Genomic DNA, 19,738 nt, shown 5'->3' with positions numbered 1-19,738 from the left:
GGCCGATGCCTGACACCGCGCCCCCGCTCACCGCCGACCAGCTCGCCCGCCACCTGCGCCGCGCCGACAGCGTGGCCCGCCGCGCCATGGCCATGGGCCGGCACCCGTTCGGCGCGCTGCTGCTCGCGCCCGACGGCGAGACCGTGCTGGCCGAGCAGGGCAACATCGACACGGTGAACCATGCGGAGTCCACGCTGGCGCGGCAGGCGGCGGCCAACTACCCGGGCGCCTACCTCGCGCAGTGCACGCTGGTCACCACCTTCGAGCCATGCGCCATGTGCGCCGGCACCGTCTATTGGGCCGGCATCGGCCGGGTGGTCTACGGCGCCGAAGAGACGGCCCTGCTGGCGCTTACCGGCGCCCACCCGGAGAACCCCACGCTGTCCCTGCCCTGCCGCGAAGTGTTCGCGCGCGGCCAGCGGCCGGTGGCGGTGGTCGGCCCGGTGCCCGAGGTCCAGGCCGAGATGCTGGCCACGCACCGCGGCTTTTGGCTGAGCCGCTGACGGCGTTCAGGGCGCGGGTGCCGCCGCGCGCACGGGCGCGGCCAGCAGCGCACGGAACTGCGCCTCGGGCATCGGCTGGTGGAACAGGTAGCCCTGCGCGACGCGGCAGCCCAGCGCATCCAGCACCATGAGCTGCGACTCGTCCTCCACCCCTTCGGCCACCACGTCCAGCTCGAGCGTCCCGGCCAGGCTCAAGATCGCGGCGGCGATGGCGCGGTCGTCGTTGCGCTGGGCAATGCCGTGGATGAAGCTGCGGTCGATCTTGACTTCGCGGATCGGCATGCTGCGCAGGTAGGACAGCGAGGAGTAACCGGTGCCGAAGTCATCGATGCTGAGCCGAAAGCCGCGCTGCGCCAGCTCGTCCAGCGGGCCCATGCCGGCGTCGCCGCTGCGCATCAAGGCGTCCTCCGTCAGCTCGATGGTCAGCATGGACGGGCTCAGCGCATGGGCCCGCAGCATCCGCTCCAGCCCGCTCGCAAAGCTGGCGCAGCGCAGCTGGCTCGGCGACACGTTCACGGCGATGGGCGGCACGGCCAGCCCTGCGTCGCGCCAGGCCCGCAGGTGGCCGGCCACCACGCTGGTGACGAGCTCGCCCAGGGCTTCAATGTTGCCGGTGCGCTGGGCCAGCGCGATGAACTCGGTGGGCGGCACGGGGCCCTGCTCCTCGTCCTGCCAGCGCAGCAGCGCCTCGGCGCCGACGATCAGGCGGCTGCGCGTATCCACCTGCGGCTGGTAGAACACCAGCAGCTGCTTCTCGATGAGCGCATGACGCAGCCGCGTGCCCATGTGCAGGTCGTGCTGGACTTTGTCCTTGAGCAGCGTCGTGTAGAACTGAACCTGGTTCTTGCCCTTGTCCTTGGCCTGGTACATGGCCACGTCGGCCATGCGCAGCAGCGCCTGCGCATCCTGGCCATGGCCTGGGTACTGGCTGACGCCGATGCTCACCGAGACGAACAGCTCATGGCCTTCGCAGAAGAAGGCATCGCCGAAGCGCTGCACGATGCGCGCGCACAGCGCCGCCAGCTGCGCCTCGTCCGCGGCCACTACCAGCGCGGCGAACTCGTCGCCGCCGAGCCGGGCCACGATGTCGCTGCCGCGAAAGCACATCTGGATGCGTTGCCCGGCCTGCACCAGCAGCGCATCGCCCAGGTCGTGGCCCAGCGAGTCGTTGACGGTCTTGAAGTTGTCCATGTCGATGAACAGCACCGCCAGCGAGCCGGCGCTGGCCGCCGCCTGCGCCACCGCGCCGTGCAGCCGCTCGAGGAAGGCACCGCGGCTCAGCAGCCCGGTGAGCTGGTCTTCCTCGCTCAGGCGGCGCAAATGCTGCTCGGCGCGCATGCGCTGGATCTCGGTGCTGGTGCGTGTGGCCATCAGTTCCATGAACTGCAGGGCCAGCTGGCTGTCGGGCAGCTCGCCGCGGCCCATGACGACCAGCATGCCGATCGCGCCACCACGCGCATCGCACAGCTGCACGCCGACGTAGCTGTCAGCCGGCAGCAGCCGCGGCAGGCGCGCGCGCGGGTAGCGCCGGCCCAGCCCCTGGGGCACCAGCACGTGCCGCCGGCCCAGCAGGTTCAGGCAGGGCCCATCCTGCAGCGGGTAGCTGAAGCCGGCGCGCCAGCGCCCGTCCGAGTACGCCGCGAGCGTGACCGCATGGCCGGGCTTGTCCGGAGACACCACCGATACCAGTGCGTGGTCGCCGCCGAACAACTGCGCCAGCTGCTGCACCAGGTTGCGAAAGTAGGTCTCGCCGTAGCCTCCGTCGCCGCTGGTCGTGAGCGTGCGCATCACATCGCCGAGCCGCCGGGTCTTGTCGAGCTCGCCAGCCAGGCGCTCGTTGACCTGCAGCAGCTCGCGGTTGCGCTGCTGGATGTCGCCCTCGAGCTGCTCCTTGTGCTGCTCCACCAGCCGCACGTAGTGGATGGTGCGCAGGTCGCTTTCGATGAAGAGCCGCATCTGCTGCATGAGCTGCTGCCACGGCGCGTCGAACGCATCGGCTGCGGCGTTGCGGACCGACAGCACGCCGTACAGCGACTGGTCCGGCCAGAGCACGGACACGACGCAGCAGCTGCCCTCGCCCTCCGCGCTGGCCAGCGGCGCCCGGGACCGCACGGCGTCCCATTCGTGCGCGTCCAGCCCGAGCACGCGGCCCGACTCGCCACCGCCCTCGGCCAGCAGCACGACCAGCTGCCCCTGCGCGTCCAGGCCGGCCAACGTGGCGACCTGCCCTTCGCGCAGGGCCGCCAGCGTCTGCACCGTGCTGCGCCACTTGCGCAGGTAGACCTTGGGAATGGCGTGGCTGTTCACCCTCGGTCTCCTGCTGGGGCTAACGGCCCCCTGCCATGGCGCGCGCGCTTGCCTCGAACCGGCTGGCGAGTTCAGGGTGGCCGTCGTCGCCGTCGGGCGCACCGATCGCGCGGAAATCGGCCTCGATGGTGTTCTTGAGCTGCTGCAGCAGCGTGTGCGCGGCTGCGCTGAAGCCGCCCGCGTGGGTGTCGAGGATGCAGACGGTGCCGAAGATGCTGTCGTCCGGCCAGACCAGCGGCAGCCCCAGGTAGCACACCATGCCGAGCGCGACGTCGGGGTTGTGCGCCCATGCGGGGCTGGACAGCGCATCGGGCACCGACAGCATCTGGCGCGTGGACATGACGGTCTCGCAGTACAGGCCCGTGCCCAGGTCGCTCATCTCCTGCGCGTCGTAGGGGTTGCCGTCGCTGACGCTGGCGACGAGCACCTCGATCTGCTCGGGCCATACGCGCATCACCAAGGCGGCCGGCACGTTCGCGGCCTTGGCCATCAGGTCCGCGTAGTCCTGCCAGCGCCGCATGAAATGGTCCGGAATGTCTTCCTTGCTGTAGCCCATGGTGACTCCCGACGCGCCCGCGCCAGCTGCCCGGGCCCAGAGCGACTATAGCGAGGCACCGTGCAATTGCATGCACTATGACAACGGCTCGGCAAGGCGAAGCTCTTGGCCGAGTGTCCAGCAGGGCCGTTACAGAAAACCGCGCGACAAGCCCGCCAGCGGCCGACAGAATGGGCCTTCCACCGAACGGAGGAAGACATGTCGCTCGACTATCTCGCCAAGCTCGAGAATGCGCATTTCCCCCTGCTGGTCCGCACCGCCAGCGAGGTCGACAAGGTTCGCGTGCTGAAGGCAGCCGAGGTCATCACGGCCTCGGTGCCGCACGGCCCGCTCAACACTCCCATGAGCCCCGAGGGCGAAGCCGTGGTCTTCGGCCTGACCGAACGCGGCGAGCGCGCCCTGCGCGCGGCAGCGCCACCGCCCGAGGCCCCCTTGCAGCTCGGCCGCCACCCGTTCGACGACTTCCGCGCCTGACGCGCTGGGCGACGGACCCTTCATGCGCATGCAGGGCGCGCCTGGCTCATTGCCGTGAGCGCCATGCGTCGTCTTTTACCAATCGTTGCACGATGCGCGCTGCCAGCAGCCGGTTGCCTTGCACCGTCGGGTGGATCTCATCCCGGTACAGCCCCAGCGTCCAGCCAGGGTCGTCCCGCAGTTCCAGCAGCCCGCAACAGCCGCCCAGCGCACCGACCAGCGCTGCACGGAACTCCAGGTATCTGGGCGTGGGCTCTCCCAGCTCTGCGCGGTGGGGCACCAGCACGAAGAGCACGGGCTTGCCCGACAGCTGCTGCAACTTTCGCTCCAGGGCGGCCACGCTGGCGGCGTCCACGACCTGCGCCCGTTGCTGGCCCGGGCCGGGCCCCATGACAGCCCACTTCAATCGGTCGAACAGGTGGCCCACATCGCGCAGCACATGGCGCTGCAGCAGGTAGACCACCGCACTGGCCGGCCGCTCCAGCGGATGGCTGATGGGGTTGGCCCACTGCGCACGCCCGCCCAGATCGGCCGTGTTCAGCACCCACACCACGACGTCGGCCTCGGCCTGCACGTCCGGGTGGTGGTCCAGGTAGGCGATCTCATTGAGCACGGCCCAGCTGTTCGCCGCAGCGGGCCAGACACGCCAGTCCGGCAGGCCTTGTTCCATCTGCGGCCCCAGCCTGTCGGGCTGGTCGTAGGCGTCGCCGCCCCATACCAGGGAATCGCCGAGCAGCAACAGGTCTCGCGCCCCATTGGGAGACCAGGACGAGGTGCCCATGGACTTCTCGTTGACCACCCAGGCGTTCTTGTGGAGCTGAGCCCCCTGCTGATCGGGCCGGGGCACGTAGCCCAACTGCGGATCCGCCAGATACAGCGGCATGCTGAGCACGCCCGACCAGCGCGCAGCGACCTCCGCCAGCAGCACCAGCAGCACGACGGCCGCAGACACGACAAACAACCATTCCCTGCGCCTCATGGCATTCCACCTTTCGCCCCTACATCCAGGCATCGGGCCTGGCGTGAGACCGAACGTACTGCAGTTCCTCGCCGTCCGTCACCGTTGCGCCCTTGGTGCCCGGGCGACACCGTGCGGCACCCACATCGAGCCTTGTACCTTGCGCACCAACATCCCGACCATCTGCATGGGCAACGTCTGCCGCAGCTCCCTGGCCGAAGCCATGCTGCGCGTGCCCTTGGGCGCCCCTTGGAGCGCACCGCATCGCGTGCGCCTCGCGCCCGACGCCACCACAGGACCGGATCGGGCTACCACCGGCCAATTCCTTCGCACTACTGCGGGCACTGCTGCGGCCGCGGGCACCCCGCGGGCCTCTGGTTAAATCCAGGTCATGTTGCACCGCAGAACTCTCATGACCGCAGGCGGCACCGCCGCGGCACTTGCCGCGCTGGGATTGTCACAAGAGGCGCTGGCACAGTCCGGCCTCAAGCTGGGCCCGCCCAAGCCCTTCTCCTTCGAAGCACTGGTCGCGCAGGCCCAGGCCCTGGGCGCGAAGCCGTTCGCGCCGCCACCGCCGCTGCCGGCCGATGTGCTCGAGCGCATCGACTACGACGCGCACGGCAAGCTCAAGTACAAGCCCGAGTTCGCGCTGTTCAAGGACGGTCCCGGCCCCTTCCCTGTCACCTTCTTCCATCTGGGGCGCTTCTTCCAGACGCCGGTCCACATGCACGTGCTGGACGCGCCCGGTGGCCAGGGCCGCGCGCGTGAAGTGCTGTATGACCCGGCCTATTTCGAGATGCCTGCCGACAGCCCGGCCCGCGCGCTGCCGCAGGGCGCTGGCTTCGCCGGGTTCCGCTTTCAGGAAAGCCGGCTCGGTGACCAGGCCAAGCTGCCGTGGCAGGGCAACGACTGGGTGGCGTTTCTCGGCGCTTCGTATTTCCGGGCCATCGGCGAGCTGTACCAGTACGGCCTGTCGGCGCGCGGCATCGCGATCGATGTAGCGGCCGCGGGCCGGGCCGAGGAGTTTCCGTCGTTCACGCAGGTCTATTTCGAGCCGCCGGCCGATGGGTCGGACACGGTCGTGATCCACGCACTGCTGGAAGGCCCGAGTATCGCGGGCGCCTACCGTTTCTCGATGCGGCGTGACAAGGCCGTGGTCATGGACATCGAGTGCCGGCTGTTCCTGCGCAAGGACGTGGCGCGCCTGGGCATCGCGCCGCTCACGTCCATGTACTGGTACTCGGACAAGCTCAAGCCCGGCGGCATCGACTGGCGGCCCGAGGTGCACGATTCCGATGGCCTGGCGTTGTGGAACGGCGCGGGCGAGCGCATCTGGCGACCGCTAAACAACCCCGGCGCGACCGGCATTTCGGCCTTTGGCGACAGGTCGCCCAAGGGCTTCGGCCTGATGCAGCGCGACCGCAACTTCGACCACTACCTGGATGGCGTCTACTACGACCGGCGGCCCAGCCTGTGGGTGGAGCCGCTGTCCGACTTCGGCGAAGGCGCGGTCGAGCTCGTGGAGATTCCGACCGACGACGAGATCCACGACAACATCGGCGCGTTCTGGGTTCCCCGCGCGCCAGCCAAGGCCGGCAGCAGCTACAACCTGCGCTACCGGCTGCACTGGGTAGACGGCGAGCCCTTTCCCTCGCCACTGGCGCGCTGCGTGGCCACGCGGCTGGGGCGCGGCGGCCAGCCGGGGCAGCCGCGGCCAGCGGGCGTACGCAAGTTCATGGTCGAGTTCCTGGGCGGGTCGCTGGCCAGCCTGCCGTTCGGCGTGAAGCCCGAGGCCGTACTCTCGTCGGCGCGCGGGCAGTTCTCGTATGTCTTCACCGAGGCCGTGCCCAATGGCGTGGCCGGCCACTGGCGCGCGCAGTTCGACTACACACCCGAAGGCCCGGGCCCGGCCGACCTGCGGCTGTACCTCAGGAACGGGGACCAGACGCTGTCGGAGACCTGGCTCTACCAGCTGCTGCCTTGAGCCCGCCATGACCTGGCATGCCAGCCTTGCGCTGGACTACCGGCTGGAGGCTGGCCGCAGCGTCGCGCGGCACCGCCACGACGGGCCCTTGCGCATCCTGCAAAGCCTCTATCCCGAGGGCGACGCGGTCTGCCACAACGTGCTGGTGCACCCCCCCGGCGGCCTGGTCGGCGGCGACACGCTGGACATCGCCGTGGACGTGGCGCCCGGCGCGCACGGCCTGGTCACCACGCCCGGCGCGGCGCGCTTTTACCGGTCGGACGGCGAGCCCGCCGTGCAGCGCAGCCGCCTCACGCTGGCAAGCGGCTCGCGGCTGGAATGGCTGCCGGCCGAGGCCCTGTGCTATGACCAATGCCTCGCCGAGAACCGCTTGCAGTTCCAGCTGGCGAGCGGCGCCGAACTGATGGGTTGGGACGTCACGGCCCTGGGTCTGCCCCATGCCGGCAAGCCCTTCCTTCAAGGCAGTCTGCAGCAGCACATCGAGCTGCCCGGTGTGTGGCTGGAACGCGCGCGCATCGACGCGCTCGACAAGCGCCTGCTCGACGGGCCTTTGGGCCTGGCCGGCCAGCGCTGCATGGCCACGCTGTTCTTCGCCTGCGGCGACAAGCTGCCACGCGTGCGCCGCGAACGCGTGCTCGATGCCGCGCGTGCCGTGGTCGAGGCGCATGCGCTGCGCACGATGGCGGGCGCGACCAGCCCGCATGCGCAGGTGGTCGTGGTGCGCGCGCTGGCGCCGGTAGTCGAGCCGGCGATGGACCTCATGAAGAAGGTATGGGCCGCGTGGCGCGGCGCCTGCTGGGAGATGCCGGCCGTGCCGCCGCGGATCTGGGCGATGTAGCGGCGGCACAATCGCTGCGGCCATCGACAGCAAAGGAGATCCGCATGCGCCTGCCCTTCCGATTCATCCCCCTCGTGCTGGCGCTCGGCGCTGGCGCCGCCCAGGCGCAAGGCGTCGTCAATGCACTGTGCAGCACCGACGCCCCCTGGTGTGAGGCCGCAGCCGCCGAGTTCACGCGCCAGACCGGCATCAAGGTCAACCAGGCCCACAAGGGCACTGGCGAGATCGGTGCCCAGTTGCGCGCCGAGGCGCAGAACCCCAAGACCGACATCTGGTGGGGTGGCACGGGCGACCCCTTCCTGCAGGCGGCCGAGGCCGGCCTGCTGGACGCCTACCGCCCGGCCTACATCAACGACCTGCACGAGTGGGCCGTGCGCCAGTACGCCATGAGCGGCAACCAGGTCGGCGGCTTCTACACCAGCACCATCGGCTTTGGCTACAACACCGACCTGCTCAAGAAGAAGAAGCTGCCCGAGCCCAAGTGCTGGGCCGACCTGATCAAGCCGGAATACAAGGGCGAGATCGAGATCTCGCACCCCGCCTCCAGCGGCACCGCCTACACCGTGATCGCGGGCCTGGTGCAGCAGATGGGCGAAGACGCCGCCTTCGACTACCTCAAGAAACTGCACCGCAACGTCACGCAGTACACGCGCAGCGGCCAGGCCCAGGCGCCCAACGTGGCCAAGGGCGAGGTGGCCATCGGCGTGACCTTCGCATTCAACTTCGAGAAGTGGAAGCTCGACAGATTCCCGGTCAAGACGGCCGCGCCCTGCGAGGGCACGAGCTACGAGATCGGCGGCATCGCGCTGGTGAAGGGCGCGCGCAACAAGGCCAATGCGCAGAAGTACTACGACTGGCTCATGAGCCCGGCCGGCCAGGCCGTGGGCGCCACCGTGGGCAGCTTCCAGACGCCTGCCAACAGGACCTTCAAGGCCGACCCGCGCATCCCATCCATCGACAGCGTCAAACTCATCAAGTACGACTTCGAAAAGTACGGCAAGTCGGCCGAGCGGCGCCGGCTGATCGACCGCTGGACGAAGGAAGTCGAGTCGCTGCCGCGCTGAGCGCCGAGGTGCCTAGCCGGCACCTACGAGCAGCTGCACGAACATCTGGATCTTGGCGTTGGTTTCGGCGCTGATCGCGGTGAACTCCAGCCCTGCCAGCAGATGCTCGCCCTCGCGCTTGACCTTGGCGATCTTGGCGCGGATATCGCCCACGTGGTAGTCGACCAGCGTGAGGTCGAAGTCGAGCGACACCTCCACCTGGTGCGCCAGCGGGCGCTCCAGTTCGAGCAGCAGGCCGTGGTAGCCCACGTCGCGGATCAGCGCGCGCTGCGGCTCGCCCACGGGGCGGCCGTCCTCCAGCATGCGGAAGCGGCAGGGCACGCGCACTTCGACGCGGTGGCTGCGGCGGAACTCCTGGCGCGGCACTTTGAGCCGGCGCGAGGCGATGGCGATGAGCTCGCGCACCTGCACGGGCAGGCTCTTGCCGGCCACGAACACGTCCTTGGGCTCGGTGGCCGAGGCCACGCCATTGCTGCGCGCGTAGGTGTTCTCGCTGATGAGCACCTGGCCGCGCATGCTGAACGATTCGATGCGCGAGGCCAGGCTGACCTGGTTGCCGATGACCGCGTATTCCGAATAGGCCGCGCTGCCGAAGCGGCCCGCCATGACCTGGCCTGTGTTGACGCCGATGCCCAGGTGCAGTTCGGGCATCTGGCGGCGCAAGTAGTGGTTGTTGAGCTCCAGCATGGCCTGCTGCATCTCCACGGCGCAGCACAGCGCGCGCAGCACGTCGTCCTCGCGCGAGGTCGGTGCGCCGAACAGCACGGTCAGCGAATCGCCGCTGAACTTGTCGATCGTGCCCTCGTAACGGAACACCACCTCGGACAGGCGCGAGAGGCACAAGTTCAGCATGGTCACGATGGTGCCCGCCGGCTGCGTGGCCGTCAGTGCCGTGAAGCCGCGCAGGTCGGCCACGAGGATCGTCACTTCGCGCTGCTCGACGGACAGTTGCACGGGCGCGGAATCGGCCTCGCCGCCGTTGAGGATGGCGGCCAGCTCGGCGTGCACGGCCGGGGCAACCGGCGCCCGGGTTTCACGTGCCAGCACGGCCAGGACGGAAGCGAGGGCGGAGGTCTGGTCCGGGTGGTTCATGCGAAACGATCCTTGCGAATGCAGCGGGTGCAGGCCGCGTCGCAGGGCAGTATAGGGGAGAGGTCCGCGCGGGCGCGGCGTGGATCTCAGGCCGCAGCCAGCAGCGCCGCGTGGGCGCCCAGCAGGCGCGCGGCCTGCTGCAGGCATTCGAATTCGTCGTCCGGCAGGAGCTGCTGGCGCAGGTCGAAATGGCACAGCGTGCCGACCAGTTCGCCGCTGTCGCTGGTGATGGGCACGCCGTGGTAGGCCACGACCATGCCTTGATACGGGCTTCCCGCCACGCGCGCGTCGTGCGTGGAGTCTTCCATGCACAGCCCACCGTCGCGCAGCACCACCTGGCAGAAGCTGTCAGTCAGTAGCACGCTGCTCAAGCCCGGCAGGGGCGGCTCGCCCTGCTTGTCATAAAGATGGGTGTTGGTCAGCAAGTCGCCGTCGAGCCGGAAGACGCCGCTTTAGCGGTGCGCGATGCCGCCGTTCAGCACGGCCAGGCTGGCATTGATGCCCGCAGTCTCAAGGGCGGTGCGAAACAGCAGGATCTTGGGGCGCATCGCGAAAATTCTAAGCGGCGTCAGGCGGTGGCACTGGGCCGTTCATCCGACAGACGCATAGGACGGCTCCTACAGAAACTCGGGCTGCCGGTTTCTAGAATCCTGCACTTCATGTCTGCGTTTCTTTGCCATTCCGCTTCGGCCACTTCCATACGTACGTCGCCGGGCCACCCGCGCGCGCCGTCGCCGTGACCGGCGCGGATCTGCGTCTTTCGGCATCCACGCAAGCCCCAGGCGGCGCACGGCTGCCTTTGCCCGTGGCCACGCTCACGGGCTTTGCCGTGGCCATCGTGGCCGTGCTGCTGATCGCCTGGTTCTCGTTCAAGTCCCTGGAGACACGCGCCGTGACGGCGCAGCGCGTCACGCAGAGCTCGGCTGCCATGGAGCAGCTGCAGCTGCTGGTCTCGACGATCAAGGACGCCGAGACCGGCCAGCGCGGCTACCTGCTCACAGGCATGGAACGCTACCTCGGCCCCTACACCACCGCGCGCGTGCAGATGGTCGGCCACTTCGAGCGCCTCACCGAGCTGCTGGCCGACAGCCCGCGCCAGCTGGAGCGGCTGGAGCTGCTGCAGCGCTACGCCGACATCAAACTCGAGGAGCTGGCGCAGACCATCGCGCTGCGCCGCGCCGGCGATGGCACGGGCGCGCTGGCCATCGTGCTGAGCGACCGCGGCAAGGAGGCCATGGACCAGGTCCGCAACCTGGTCGATGAAACGCGGGCCGCCGAACAGCAGCGGCTGAAGGAGCGGCAGGAGGAATGGCGCCTGGCCGTCACGCAGTCCTCCCAGGTCCAGGGCGGCGGCGCGGCAGCCTTGCTGGTGCTGATCCTCGTGGCCGCGGCCCTGGCCGTGCGCGACCACCGCATGCGGGAAGACGAAGTCTGGCTGCGCGCTGGCCAGGCCGGCCTGAGCCTGCGCGTGCAGGGCGAGCACCGCCTGGAAGCCCTGGGCGACCGCGTGCTCAGCTTCCTGGCCGAGTACCTGGACGCGCAGGTCGGCGCGCTGTACGTGGCCGAGAGCGACGGCAGCTTCCACCGCGTGGCCGCGTTCGCCGCGCCTGCTGACGGCCTGCGCATCCGGCCCGGCGATGGTCTCTTGGGCCAGGCCGCCAAGGACCAACGCACGCTGCGCGTCAGCGACGTGCCCGAGGGCTATTTGCCCATCAGCTCCACGCTGGGCAGTGCCAACCCGCGCGAGCTGCTGATCGCGCCGGCGCGGCTGGACGGCAGCGTGCGCGCGGTCGTCGAACTGGGCTTCGCGCGCCACCTGCGCGATACCGATGCGCAACTGCTCGAACGCGTGTCCGAGCTGCTGGCAGTGGCCGTGCGCAGCGCGCGCGACCGCACGCGGCTCGAAGAGCTGCTGGAGGAGACCCAGCGCCAGAGCGAGGAACTGCAGGCCCAGCAGGAAGAACTGCGCGTCTCCAACGAAGAGCTGGAAGAGCAGAGCCGCGCGCTGCGCGAGTCGCAGGCGCAGCTGGAGACGCAGCAGAGCGAGCTCGAAGAGAACAACGCGCAGCTCGAGGAGCAGGCCCAGCTGCTGGAGCACCAGAAGGAAGACCTGACGCAGGCGCAAGAGGTGCTGACGACCAAGGCCGCGGAGCTGGAGCGCTCCAACCAATACAAGAGCGAGTTCCTGGCCAACATGAGCCACGAGCTGCGCACGCCGCTGAACTCCACGCTCATCCTGGCCAAGCTGCTGGCCGACAACAAGAGCGGCAACCTGACGGTCGAGCAGGTCAAGTTCGCGCAGACCATCTCGTCGGCCGGCAACGACCTGCTGAACCTGATCAACGACATCCTGGACCTTTCCAAAATCGAGGCCGGCAAGGTCGAGGTGCACGCCGAACCGGTGCGCCTGGCCGGCATGGTCGAAGGCCTGGTCCGCAGCATGCGGCCGGCAGCCGACCAGAAGGGCCTGGCGCTGCAGTTCGAGATGACGCCCGGCACGCCGGCGCAGATCCACACCGATGCGCAGCGCCTGGGCCAGATCCTGAAGAACCTGTTGTCCAACGCGCTGAAGTTCACGAGCCAGGGCGAGGTGCGCGTGACGCTGTCGCCGACCGAGGACGGCCGCATCGCGTTCGCCGTGCGCGACACCGGCATCGGCATCGCGCCCGAGCAGCAGGGCCTGATCTTCGAGGCGTTCCGCCAGGCCGACGGCAGCACGCACCGCAAATACGGCGGCACCGGGCTGGGCCTGTCGATCTCGCGCGACCTGGCCGTGCTGCTGGGCGGTGACCTGTCCGTGGCCAGCACGCCCGGCCAGGGCAGCGTGTTCACGCTGGTGCTGCCCGAGCGCTACGTGGCACCGGCGCCCGACGCGGCCCCCGCCCTGCCCGCGCCCACGCCCGCCGTGGCACCGCCCCGCGTGGCGGCGCTGCGCACCGCCCCGGTGCCCGCACCCACCACGGCGCCCGCTGCGCAGCGACTGGAGGATGACCGCCACACGTTGCAACCCGGCGCGCGGCTGATCCTCGTGGTCGAGGACGACCTGCGCTTCGCCGCCATCCTGCGCGACCTGGCGCACGAGATGGACTTCCAGTGCGTGCTGACGCACAGCGCCAACGAAGGCCTCGCGGCCGCGCTCACCTACCGGCCCAGCGCCATCCTGCTGGACATGAACCTGCCCGACCACTCGGGCCTGGGCGTGCTGGACCAGCTCAAGCACGACGCGCGCACGCGCCACATCCCGGTGCACGTGCTCTCGGTGGCCGACTACACGCAGGAGGCCATGCAGCGCGGCGCGCTCGGCTACGACCTCAAGCCCGTCAAGCGGGCGCAACTCGTCGATGCGCTGCACCGGCTGGAGGCCAAGTTCTCGCAGGGCCTGCGCCGCGTGCTGGTGGTGGAAGACGACGAGCGCCAGCGCGACAGCATCCGCCAGCTGCTGGGCAGCCCCGACGTGGAGATCGCCACCGTGGCCGACGCCGGCGCTGCGCTGGCCGCGCTGGCCGATCGCACCTTCGACTGCATGATCATGGACCTGAACCTGCCCGACCTGTCCGGCTACGAGCTGCTGGAACAGATGGCGGCGCAGGACAACACGTCCTTCCCCCCCGTCATCGTCTACACCGGCCGCTCCCTCACGCGCGAAGAGGAGCAGCAGCTGCGCCGCTTCTCCAAGTCCATCATCATCAAGGACGCGCGCTCGCCCGAGCGGCTGCTGGACGAAGTCACGCTGTTCCTGCACCAAGTCGAGTCCACGCTGCCGGCCGAGGCCCAGCGCCTGCTCAAGATGGCACGCGACCGCGACGCCACGCTCGAGGGCCGCACCGTGCTGGTCGTGGAAGACGACGTGCGCAACATCTTTGCGCTGACCAGCGTGCTGGAGCCCAAGGGCGCCAAGATCGTGCTGGCGCGCAACGGCATCGAAGCCCTGTCGGCGCTGGAGCGCTCCAGGGCCGGCCCCGACGCCGCCATCGACCTCGTGCTCATGGACATCATGATGCCGGAGATGGACGGCCTCACGGCCATGCGCGAGATCCGCAAGCAGGCGCACTGGAAGGCCCTGCCCATCATCGCGCTCACCGCCAAGGCCATGCGCGACGACCAGGAAAAGAGCCTGGCCGCCGGCGCCAACGACTACATCGCCAAGCCCCTGGATGTGGAGAAATTGCTGTCGCTGGTACGCGTGTGGATGCCGAAGTGACCGACCGCACCTTCGACATCGAGATGGGCCTGCTCGTGGACGCGATCTACCTGAAGTACCACTTCGACTTCCGTGGCTATGCGGGCGCCTCGATGCGGCGCCGGCTCAAGGCCGCGATGGCCCGCTTCTCGTGCGAGACCGTCTCGCAGCTGCAGGACAAGGTGCTGCACGAGCCGGCGTTCTTCCCCCAGTTGCTGGACTACATGACGGTGCAGGTCAGCGAGATGTTCCGCGACCCACCCTACTTCCTGGCGCTGCGCAACGAGGTCGTGCCGCTGCTGCGCACCTACCCGTCGCTCAAGGTCTGGGTGGCCGGCTGCAGCACCGGCGAAGAGGTGTACTCGCTGGCCATCCTGCTGCGCGAGGAAGGCCTGCTGCAGCGCACGCTGATCTACGCGACCGACATCAACCCGCAGGCCCTGCAGCGCGCCGAGGCCGGCGTCTACGACCTGGACCGCATCGCCGCGTTCACGCTGAACCACCAGCGCGCGGGCGGGCGCAGCTCGCTGTCGGACTACTACACCGCCGCCTATGGCCGCGCGGTGTTCGACAAGAGCCTGCGCCAGCAGGTCGTGTTCTCGGACCACAGCCTGGCCACCGACAGCGTGTTCGCCGAAGTGCAGCTGGTGTCGTGCCGCAACGTGCTGATCTATTTCGACCGCGCGCTGCAGGACCGGGCGCTCGGCCTGTTCCGCGACGCGCTGTGCCGCAAGGGCTTTTTGGGCCTGGGCAGCAAGGAGTCGCTGCGCTTTTCCAGCAGTGCCGATGCGTTCTCGGACTTCGTCCGCGACGAGCGCATCTACCAGAAGCAGGTCGCATGACGAGCCTTTTGCCAGCGCGCATCGAGGCCGTCGTGATCGGCGCCTCCGCCGGCGGCGTGGAGGCCTTGACGGCCCTGCTGCCGGCCCTGCCCGCCGGCCTGCGCGCGCCCGTGTTCGTGGTGCTGCACCTGCCGCGCGAGCGCCGCAGCCTGCTCGTGGACATCTTCGCGCCCAAGTGCGCCGTGCCCGTGCGCGAGGCCCAGGACAAGGAGCCCATCGCGCCCGGCACCGTCTACTTCGCCCCGCCGGACTACCACCTGCTGGTGGATGCCGGCCCGCAGCTGGCGCTGTCGGTGGACGAGCCCGTGCACTACTCGCGCCCTTCGATCGACGTGCTGTTCCAGTCGGCGGCCGAACTGTACGGCGCCGCGTTGCTGGGCGTGGTGCTGACCGGCGGCAACCAGGACGGTGCGGCCGGCCTCGTCGCGATCCGCGCGGCCGGCGGCCTGGCTGCCGTGCAGGACCCGGCCGATGCCCTCATGCCCTTGATGCCCGAGTGCGCGCTGGCCGCGGGCCCGGCCGACTACGTGCTCACGCTGCCGCAGCTGGCCGCGCTGCTGGCGACGCTGGCCACGGAGAGCGCCCGATGACCATGCCCGTCAAGTGCCTGATCGTCGACGACCTGGACGAAAACCTGCTCGCGCTGGCCGCGCTGCTGCAGCGCGACGGCGTGGAGCTGCTGCAGGCGCGCTCGGGCATGGAGGCGCTGGAGCTTTTGCTCGTGCACGACGTGGCGCTGGCCATCCTCGACGTGCAGATGCCCGAGATGGACGGCTTCGAGCTGGCCGAGACCATGCGCGGCATCGAGCGCACGCGCCACGTGCCCATCATCTTCGTGACCGCCGGCTCGCGCGACGCGCACCGCATGTTCAAGGGCTACGAGGCCGGCGCGGTGGACTTCCTCTACAAGCCCGTCGAGCCGCACATGCTGCGCAGCAAGGCCGACGTGTTCTTCCAGCTGCACCGGCAAAAGCAGCAGTTGGCGCAGAACCTGCAGGAGCGCACCGAGACGCTGCGGCTGCACGAGATGTTCACGGCCGTGCTGGGCCACGACCTGCGCGGCCCCCTCTCGGCCATGATGATGGCGGCCGAGGTGCTGGCCCGGCGCCCGGACGAGTCCGTCAGCACAGTCGGCGCGCGCCTGTTGCGCAGCGGCCGCTGGATGGGCCGCATGATCGAAGACCTGCTGGACCTGGCCCGCACGCGCGTGGGCGAAGGCATGCCGGTGGCGCGCACGCGCTTCGACCTGGGCCAGCTGGCCGAGCGCGTGGCGCAGGAGCGTGCCTGCACCTTCCCCGACAAGCGCGTGCAGCTCGACACCAGCGGCGACATGCTGGGCGCGTGGGACGAGGACCGCATGACCCAGGTGCTGTTCAACCTGGTCGGCAACGCGCTGCGCCATGGCACGGCCGAGCCGGTGGAGCTGCACATCGACGGCGGTGCGCCCGACCGTGTGGTCCTGCGCGTGGCCAACGGCGGCGTCATTCCCGAGGACATGCTGCCCCACATCTTCGACCCGTTCCGCAGCGGCCGCACCTCGACCAACCGCGCCGAGGGCCTGGGCCTGGGGCTGTACATCGTGCAGCAGATCGTCTGGGCGCATGGCGGCACGCTGCAGGTCGCCTCCAGCGCGGGGCGGACCAGCTTCACGCTCGTGCTGCCCCGCAGTGCGGCAGGCGCAGCCGGCCACTGAACCGCTGAGTCATGCGCTCGCATGACCGGCATGGCTTGTTGGGCTGGTCCTACAGCGGCTGATGCTGCCGGCACCCACGATCGATGGACCGATCCTCGGCTGCCCCGCAACACTTTGGAGACACCATGCCCTCATCCACGACCACACTGCCCGTCAAAAGCCTGACAGGGGCCACTGCCATCGCCCTCACGCTGTTGCTGGCCGCCTGCCAGCGCAACGAGGCGCCCACGCCCGGCGCTGCCGGCAGTAGTGCCAACCCGCCCGCTGCCACCAGCAGCGCACCGGCGGCCATGCCCACCGCGCCGGACGGCCCGGCCGGCGGCAGCACGGGCCCCTCCGGCAGCGGCAACACCGGCGGCGCGTCCGGCAGCGGCGCGGCCGGCGGCGTGACGGGCAGTGGCGCCATGCCGCCCGCATCGAGCGCGAGCGAGCCCATGGGCCAGGCCATGCCGCCACCGGTGTCCGGTGCTTCGTCCGCCGTGCCCATGCCGGCGGAAAAGGCCAGCCAGTAGGGCTGCGCACGCGGCGCCGGCTGGTCGGAAGCGTCCTACCGGTGCTTGCGCAATGGGCCGTCGCAGCAGCTCGGGCCGTCGGCGCAAGGTGCTCCCTACGGTCTCGCCGCGACACCGCAGCGCACGACGGGACTGTGACCAGCAACCCCAACCGCAATCGCGAAAGGAACAGCAATGGCACAACGTGACCACCGGAACCAGCAAAGCGACTACCGCGACCACGATGGTCGGCAGCAGGACCAGTACGCCGACAGCAACCGCCAGTACGGCGGCCAGTACGGCAGTGGGCGTGACGAGCGGCAGTACGGCGGGCGTGATGCGTCCTCCTACCGTGGCGACCGTGACGACCTGAGCCGCAACGACCCGACGCAGGCCAGCTACGGGCGCTTCGGTGCACCCGACGTGCACAACCAGCCCAGCGGCGGCTACGGCGGCGCGAGCAGCTATGGCCACCAGGACCGTCAGCGCTACGACCCCTACCAGGGCCGGCAGGGCAACCAGGGCTATGGCGGCTACGGCACGCAGGATTTCGACCAGGGTTACCGCAGCCAGGACCAGCGGCGCGGCTACAACCCCTACGACCAGGGCCAGCCGCAGGCCGGCTACTGGGGCCAGGAGGATCAACGCGACCGCGGCCGCTTCCAGGGCGGATCGGGCGGCTACCAGTCCAACACCGGCGCCTATGCCGGCGCGCAGAACTACGGCGGCAGCAGCGACCAGCTGGGCTACGGCTCCAACCAGGGCGGTGGGCGCCACCAGGGCCATTGGGACCCGGACTACCAGCAGTGGCGCGACGAGCAGGTGCGCAACCTGGACAACGACTACCACTCCTGGCGCGGTGAGCGCTACAAGAAGTTTTCGGACGAGTTCAGCGAGTGGCGCAAGAACCGCCCGGCCGGCGATCCCCAGCGCAGCGAGTCGGCCGGCGCCGACACCGGCAAGCGCACGGGCGGCGGCGCGGCCTCCGGCGGCGGTACTTCCGGCACCAAGTAAGGCGCGCAGCGCTTGACCAACCGGGCGCCTGCGTGGCGCCCTTTTTCTGGCCGCACATCGCGGGGCCAGGGCGTGTAGGACGCCGCCGCATTTGCGCATGGCACGCGCTGCACTGCAGCGGCTGCGCGCGTCCGCCTACCCAGGCCCGCGCGTGCCATGGGTATAAAGGCACGACAGCCACAACGACAACTGGATGCCGCCGTGCCGCAAGCGCAAACCTCCACCTCTCCCGACACGGCGCCCGACCAGGTGCACACCGGCGTGCCTGGCCTGGACGCCGTCCTGGGCGGCGGTCTGACCTCCAACCGCCTGTACCTGCTGGAGGGCACGCCGGGCTCCGGCAAGACCACGATTGCGCTGCAATTCCTCATGGAAGGCGCGCAACGCGGCGAGCCCGTGCTGTATGTGACGCTGTCGGAGACGGCCAACGAGCTCACCGGCGTGGCGCGTTCGCATGGGTGGAACCTGCAGGGCGTCCATGTGCGCGAGATGCTGCCCACGCCCGACTCGCTGGAGCCTGATGAGCAGTACACGATGTTCCACCCTTCAGAGGTGGAGCTCAGCGAGACGACGTTGCGCATCCTGGCCGACGTGGACGCGATCCGTCCCACGCGCGTGGTGTTCGATTCGCTGTCCGAACTGCGCCTGCTGGCCGGCAATTCGCTGCGATACCGGCGCCAGATCCTTGCGCTCAAGCAGTTTTTCGCCGGGCGCAACTGCACCGTACTCCTGCTGGACGACATGACCGCGGTCGAGCACGACCTGCAGGTGCAGAGCATCTCGCACGCCGTCGTGCGGCTGGAGCAGATGCATTCGGACTACGGCTCGGTGCGGCGCCGTCTCATCGTGGCCAAGTTCCGCGGCCAGGCTTACCGCGGGGGTTTTCACGACTACAAGATCGTGCGCGGCGGGCTGCAGGTCTACCCCCGCCTCGTGGCCGCCGAACACACGCCGCCGATCACCCAGACGCGCATGCCCAGCGGGCTGCCCGAGCTGGACGCCCTGCTCGGCGGCGGCCTGGAGCGCGGCACCAGCAGCCTGTTCGTCGGCGCGCCGGGCACGGGCAAGTCCACTGTCGCCGTGCAGTTCGCCATGGCGGCTGCCCAGCGCGGCGAACATGCGGCGCTGTTCATCTTCGACGAGAGCATCAACACGCTGCGCACACGTTGCGAGGGCATGGGCATGGACCTGGCGCCCCACATCGAGTCGGGCCACATCCACCTGCGGCAGGTGGACCCGGCAGAGCTGTCGCCCGGCGAGTTCGTGCACCTGATCCGGGTCGCGGTCACCGAGCGCGAGGCGCGCGTCATCGTGATCGACAGCCTGAACGGCTATCTGAACGCGATGCCCGACGAGCGCTTCCTGATCGTGCAGCTGCACGAGCTGTTGACCTACCTGGGCCAGTGCGGCGTGGCCACCTTGCTGGTCGGTGCGCAGCACGGCCTGATCGGCATGAACATGAAGTCGCCGGTGGACGCCAGCTACCTCGCCGACGCGGTGGTGCTGCTGCGCTACTTCGAAGCCGATGGCGAGGTGCGCCAGGCGATCTCGGTGCTCAAGAAGCGCGGCGGTGCGCACGAGCGCTCCATCCGCGAGTTCTCGATGGACAGCACCGGCATCCGGATCGGGCAGCCGCTGCGGCAGTTCCGCGGCATCCTGACCGGCGTGCCGACGTCCAACACCCCCAACCGGGCCACCACGTGACGGCTGGCCCGGGCCCCGTCGAACACCGCATCCTGATG

At 69.6% G+C, this 19,738-nt stretch carries 17 protein-coding genes; 12 read left to right on the top strand and 5 right to left on the bottom strand.

The genetic code is table 11. The features are described from left to right. Window positions 1-5 precede the first annotated feature (5 nt). A complete protein-coding gene (locus ASF43_RS07205) occupies window positions 6-503 on the top strand; it encodes a nucleoside deaminase (RefSeq protein WP_056178338.1) in 498 nt (165 codons plus the stop codon). A gap of 6 nt (window positions 504-509) precedes the next feature. On the opposite strand, the gene ASF43_RS07200 is transcribed toward ASF43_RS07205, so the two are convergent. Next, on the bottom strand, window positions 510-2,810 hold the full coding sequence (locus ASF43_RS07200) for a bifunctional diguanylate cyclase/phosphodiesterase (protein WP_056178336.1): 2,301 nt from the start codon (window positions 2,808-2,810) through the stop codon (window positions 510-512). 19 nt (window positions 2,811-2,829) lie between these two features. After that, window positions 2,830-3,366 carry a GAF domain-containing protein gene (locus ASF43_RS07195; RefSeq protein WP_056178334.1) on the bottom strand — a complete coding sequence of 179 codons (537 nt, stop codon included), beginning with the start codon at window positions 3,364-3,366 and terminating at the stop codon, window positions 2,830-2,832. A gap of 198 nt (window positions 3,367-3,564) precedes the next feature. On the opposite strand from ASF43_RS07195, the gene ASF43_RS07190 reads away from it, so the two are divergent. Beyond that, window positions 3,565-3,840 (top strand): hypothetical protein, encoded by a 276-nt coding sequence (locus ASF43_RS07190; protein WP_056178332.1) that lies wholly within the window; start codon window positions 3,565-3,567, stop codon window positions 3,838-3,840. 46 nt (window positions 3,841-3,886) lie between these two features. On the opposite strand, the gene ASF43_RS07185 is transcribed toward ASF43_RS07190, so the two are convergent. Next, the gene (locus ASF43_RS07185) at window positions 3,887-4,819 is read right to left on the bottom strand and encodes an SGNH/GDSL hydrolase family protein (protein ID WP_235578171.1); all 933 of its coding nucleotides are present in this window, start codon (window positions 4,817-4,819) and stop codon (window positions 3,887-3,889) included. A gap of 370 nt (window positions 4,820-5,189) precedes the next feature. On the opposite strand from ASF43_RS07185, the gene ASF43_RS07180 reads away from it, so the two are divergent. The 3 genes from ASF43_RS07180 to ASF43_RS07170 are packed head-to-tail and all read left to right on the top strand — an operon-like array spanning window position 5,190 to window position 8,684. Continuing rightward, the gene (locus tag ASF43_RS07180) at window positions 5,190-6,782 is read left to right on the top strand and encodes a glucan biosynthesis protein (protein ID WP_056178329.1); all 1,593 of its coding nucleotides are present in this window, start codon (window positions 5,190-5,192) and stop codon (window positions 6,780-6,782) included. Between the two features lie 7 nt (window positions 6,783-6,789). Next, a complete protein-coding gene (locus ASF43_RS07175; protein WP_056178327.1) occupies window positions 6,790-7,620 on the top strand; it encodes an urease accessory protein UreD in 831 nt (276 codons plus the stop codon). 44 nt (window positions 7,621-7,664) lie between these two features. Beyond that, complete coding sequence (locus ASF43_RS07170) at window positions 7,665-8,684, top strand: ABC transporter substrate-binding protein (protein ID WP_056178763.1); 1,020 nt, start codon at window positions 7,665-7,667, stop codon at window positions 8,682-8,684. A 12-nt stretch (window positions 8,685-8,696) separates the two neighbouring features. Here the strand turns inward: ASF43_RS07170 and ASF43_RS07165 are convergent, their stop codons facing one another. Then, on the bottom strand, window positions 8,697-9,776 hold the full coding sequence (locus ASF43_RS07165; RefSeq protein ID WP_056178325.1) for an adenylate/guanylate cyclase domain-containing protein: 1,080 nt from the start codon (window positions 9,774-9,776) through the stop codon (window positions 8,697-8,699). Between the two features lie 86 nt (window positions 9,777-9,862). Beyond that, window positions 9,863-10,201, bottom strand: a complete 339-nt coding sequence (locus tag ASF43_RS07160) for a GAF domain-containing protein (RefSeq protein WP_056178323.1) — start codon at window positions 10,199-10,201, stop codon at window positions 9,863-9,865. 380 nt (window positions 10,202-10,581) lie between these two features. Between ASF43_RS07160 and ASF43_RS07155 the strand changes: the two genes are divergently transcribed. The 7 genes from ASF43_RS07155 (at window position 10,582) to ASF43_RS07125 (ending at window position 19,700) form a co-directional block, all read left to right on the top strand. Then, on the top strand, window positions 10,582-13,977 hold the full coding sequence (locus tag ASF43_RS07155) for a response regulator (RefSeq protein ID WP_369803245.1): 3,396 nt from the start codon (window positions 10,582-10,584) through the stop codon (window positions 13,975-13,977). A 23-nt stretch (window positions 13,978-14,000) separates the two neighbouring features. After that, on the top strand, window positions 14,001-14,798 hold the full coding sequence (locus ASF43_RS07150) for a protein-glutamate O-methyltransferase CheR (RefSeq protein ID WP_056178758.1): 798 nt from the start codon (window positions 14,001-14,003) through the stop codon (window positions 14,796-14,798). Further along, the gene (locus tag ASF43_RS07145; RefSeq protein WP_056178322.1) at window positions 14,795-15,388 is read left to right on the top strand and encodes a chemotaxis protein CheB; all 594 of its coding nucleotides are present in this window, start codon (window positions 14,795-14,797) and stop codon (window positions 15,386-15,388) included. The genes ASF43_RS07150 and ASF43_RS07145 overlap by 4 nt, the downstream gene beginning before the upstream one ends. Continuing rightward, window positions 15,385-16,491 carry a hybrid sensor histidine kinase/response regulator gene (locus ASF43_RS07140; protein WP_056178320.1) on the top strand — a complete coding sequence of 369 codons (1,107 nt, stop codon included), beginning with the start codon at window positions 15,385-15,387 and terminating at the stop codon, window positions 16,489-16,491. Before ASF43_RS07145 ends, ASF43_RS07140 begins: the two co-directional genes overlap by 4 nt. Window positions 16,492-16,616: 125 nt before the next feature. Continuing rightward, window positions 16,617-17,003 (top strand): hypothetical protein, encoded by a 387-nt coding sequence (locus ASF43_RS07135; protein ID WP_056178318.1) that lies wholly within the window; start codon window positions 16,617-16,619, stop codon window positions 17,001-17,003. A 174-nt stretch (window positions 17,004-17,177) separates the two neighbouring features. Next, on the top strand, window positions 17,178-17,996 hold the full coding sequence (locus ASF43_RS07130; protein ID WP_056178316.1) for a hypothetical protein: 819 nt from the start codon (window positions 17,178-17,180) through the stop codon (window positions 17,994-17,996). Between the two features lie 156 nt (window positions 17,997-18,152). Beyond that, complete coding sequence (locus ASF43_RS07125; protein ID WP_082497685.1) at window positions 18,153-19,700, top strand: ATPase domain-containing protein; 1,548 nt, start codon at window positions 18,153-18,155, stop codon at window positions 19,698-19,700. Window positions 19,701-19,738: the final 38 nt, after the last annotated feature.

It is taken from the genome of Pseudorhodoferax sp. Leaf267, assembly GCF_001422405.1.
Classification (GTDB): Bacteria; Pseudomonadota; Gammaproteobacteria; order Burkholderiales; family Burkholderiaceae_C; genus Pseudorhodoferax.
This window is presented reverse-complemented; position numbering and strand designations above follow the sequence as displayed.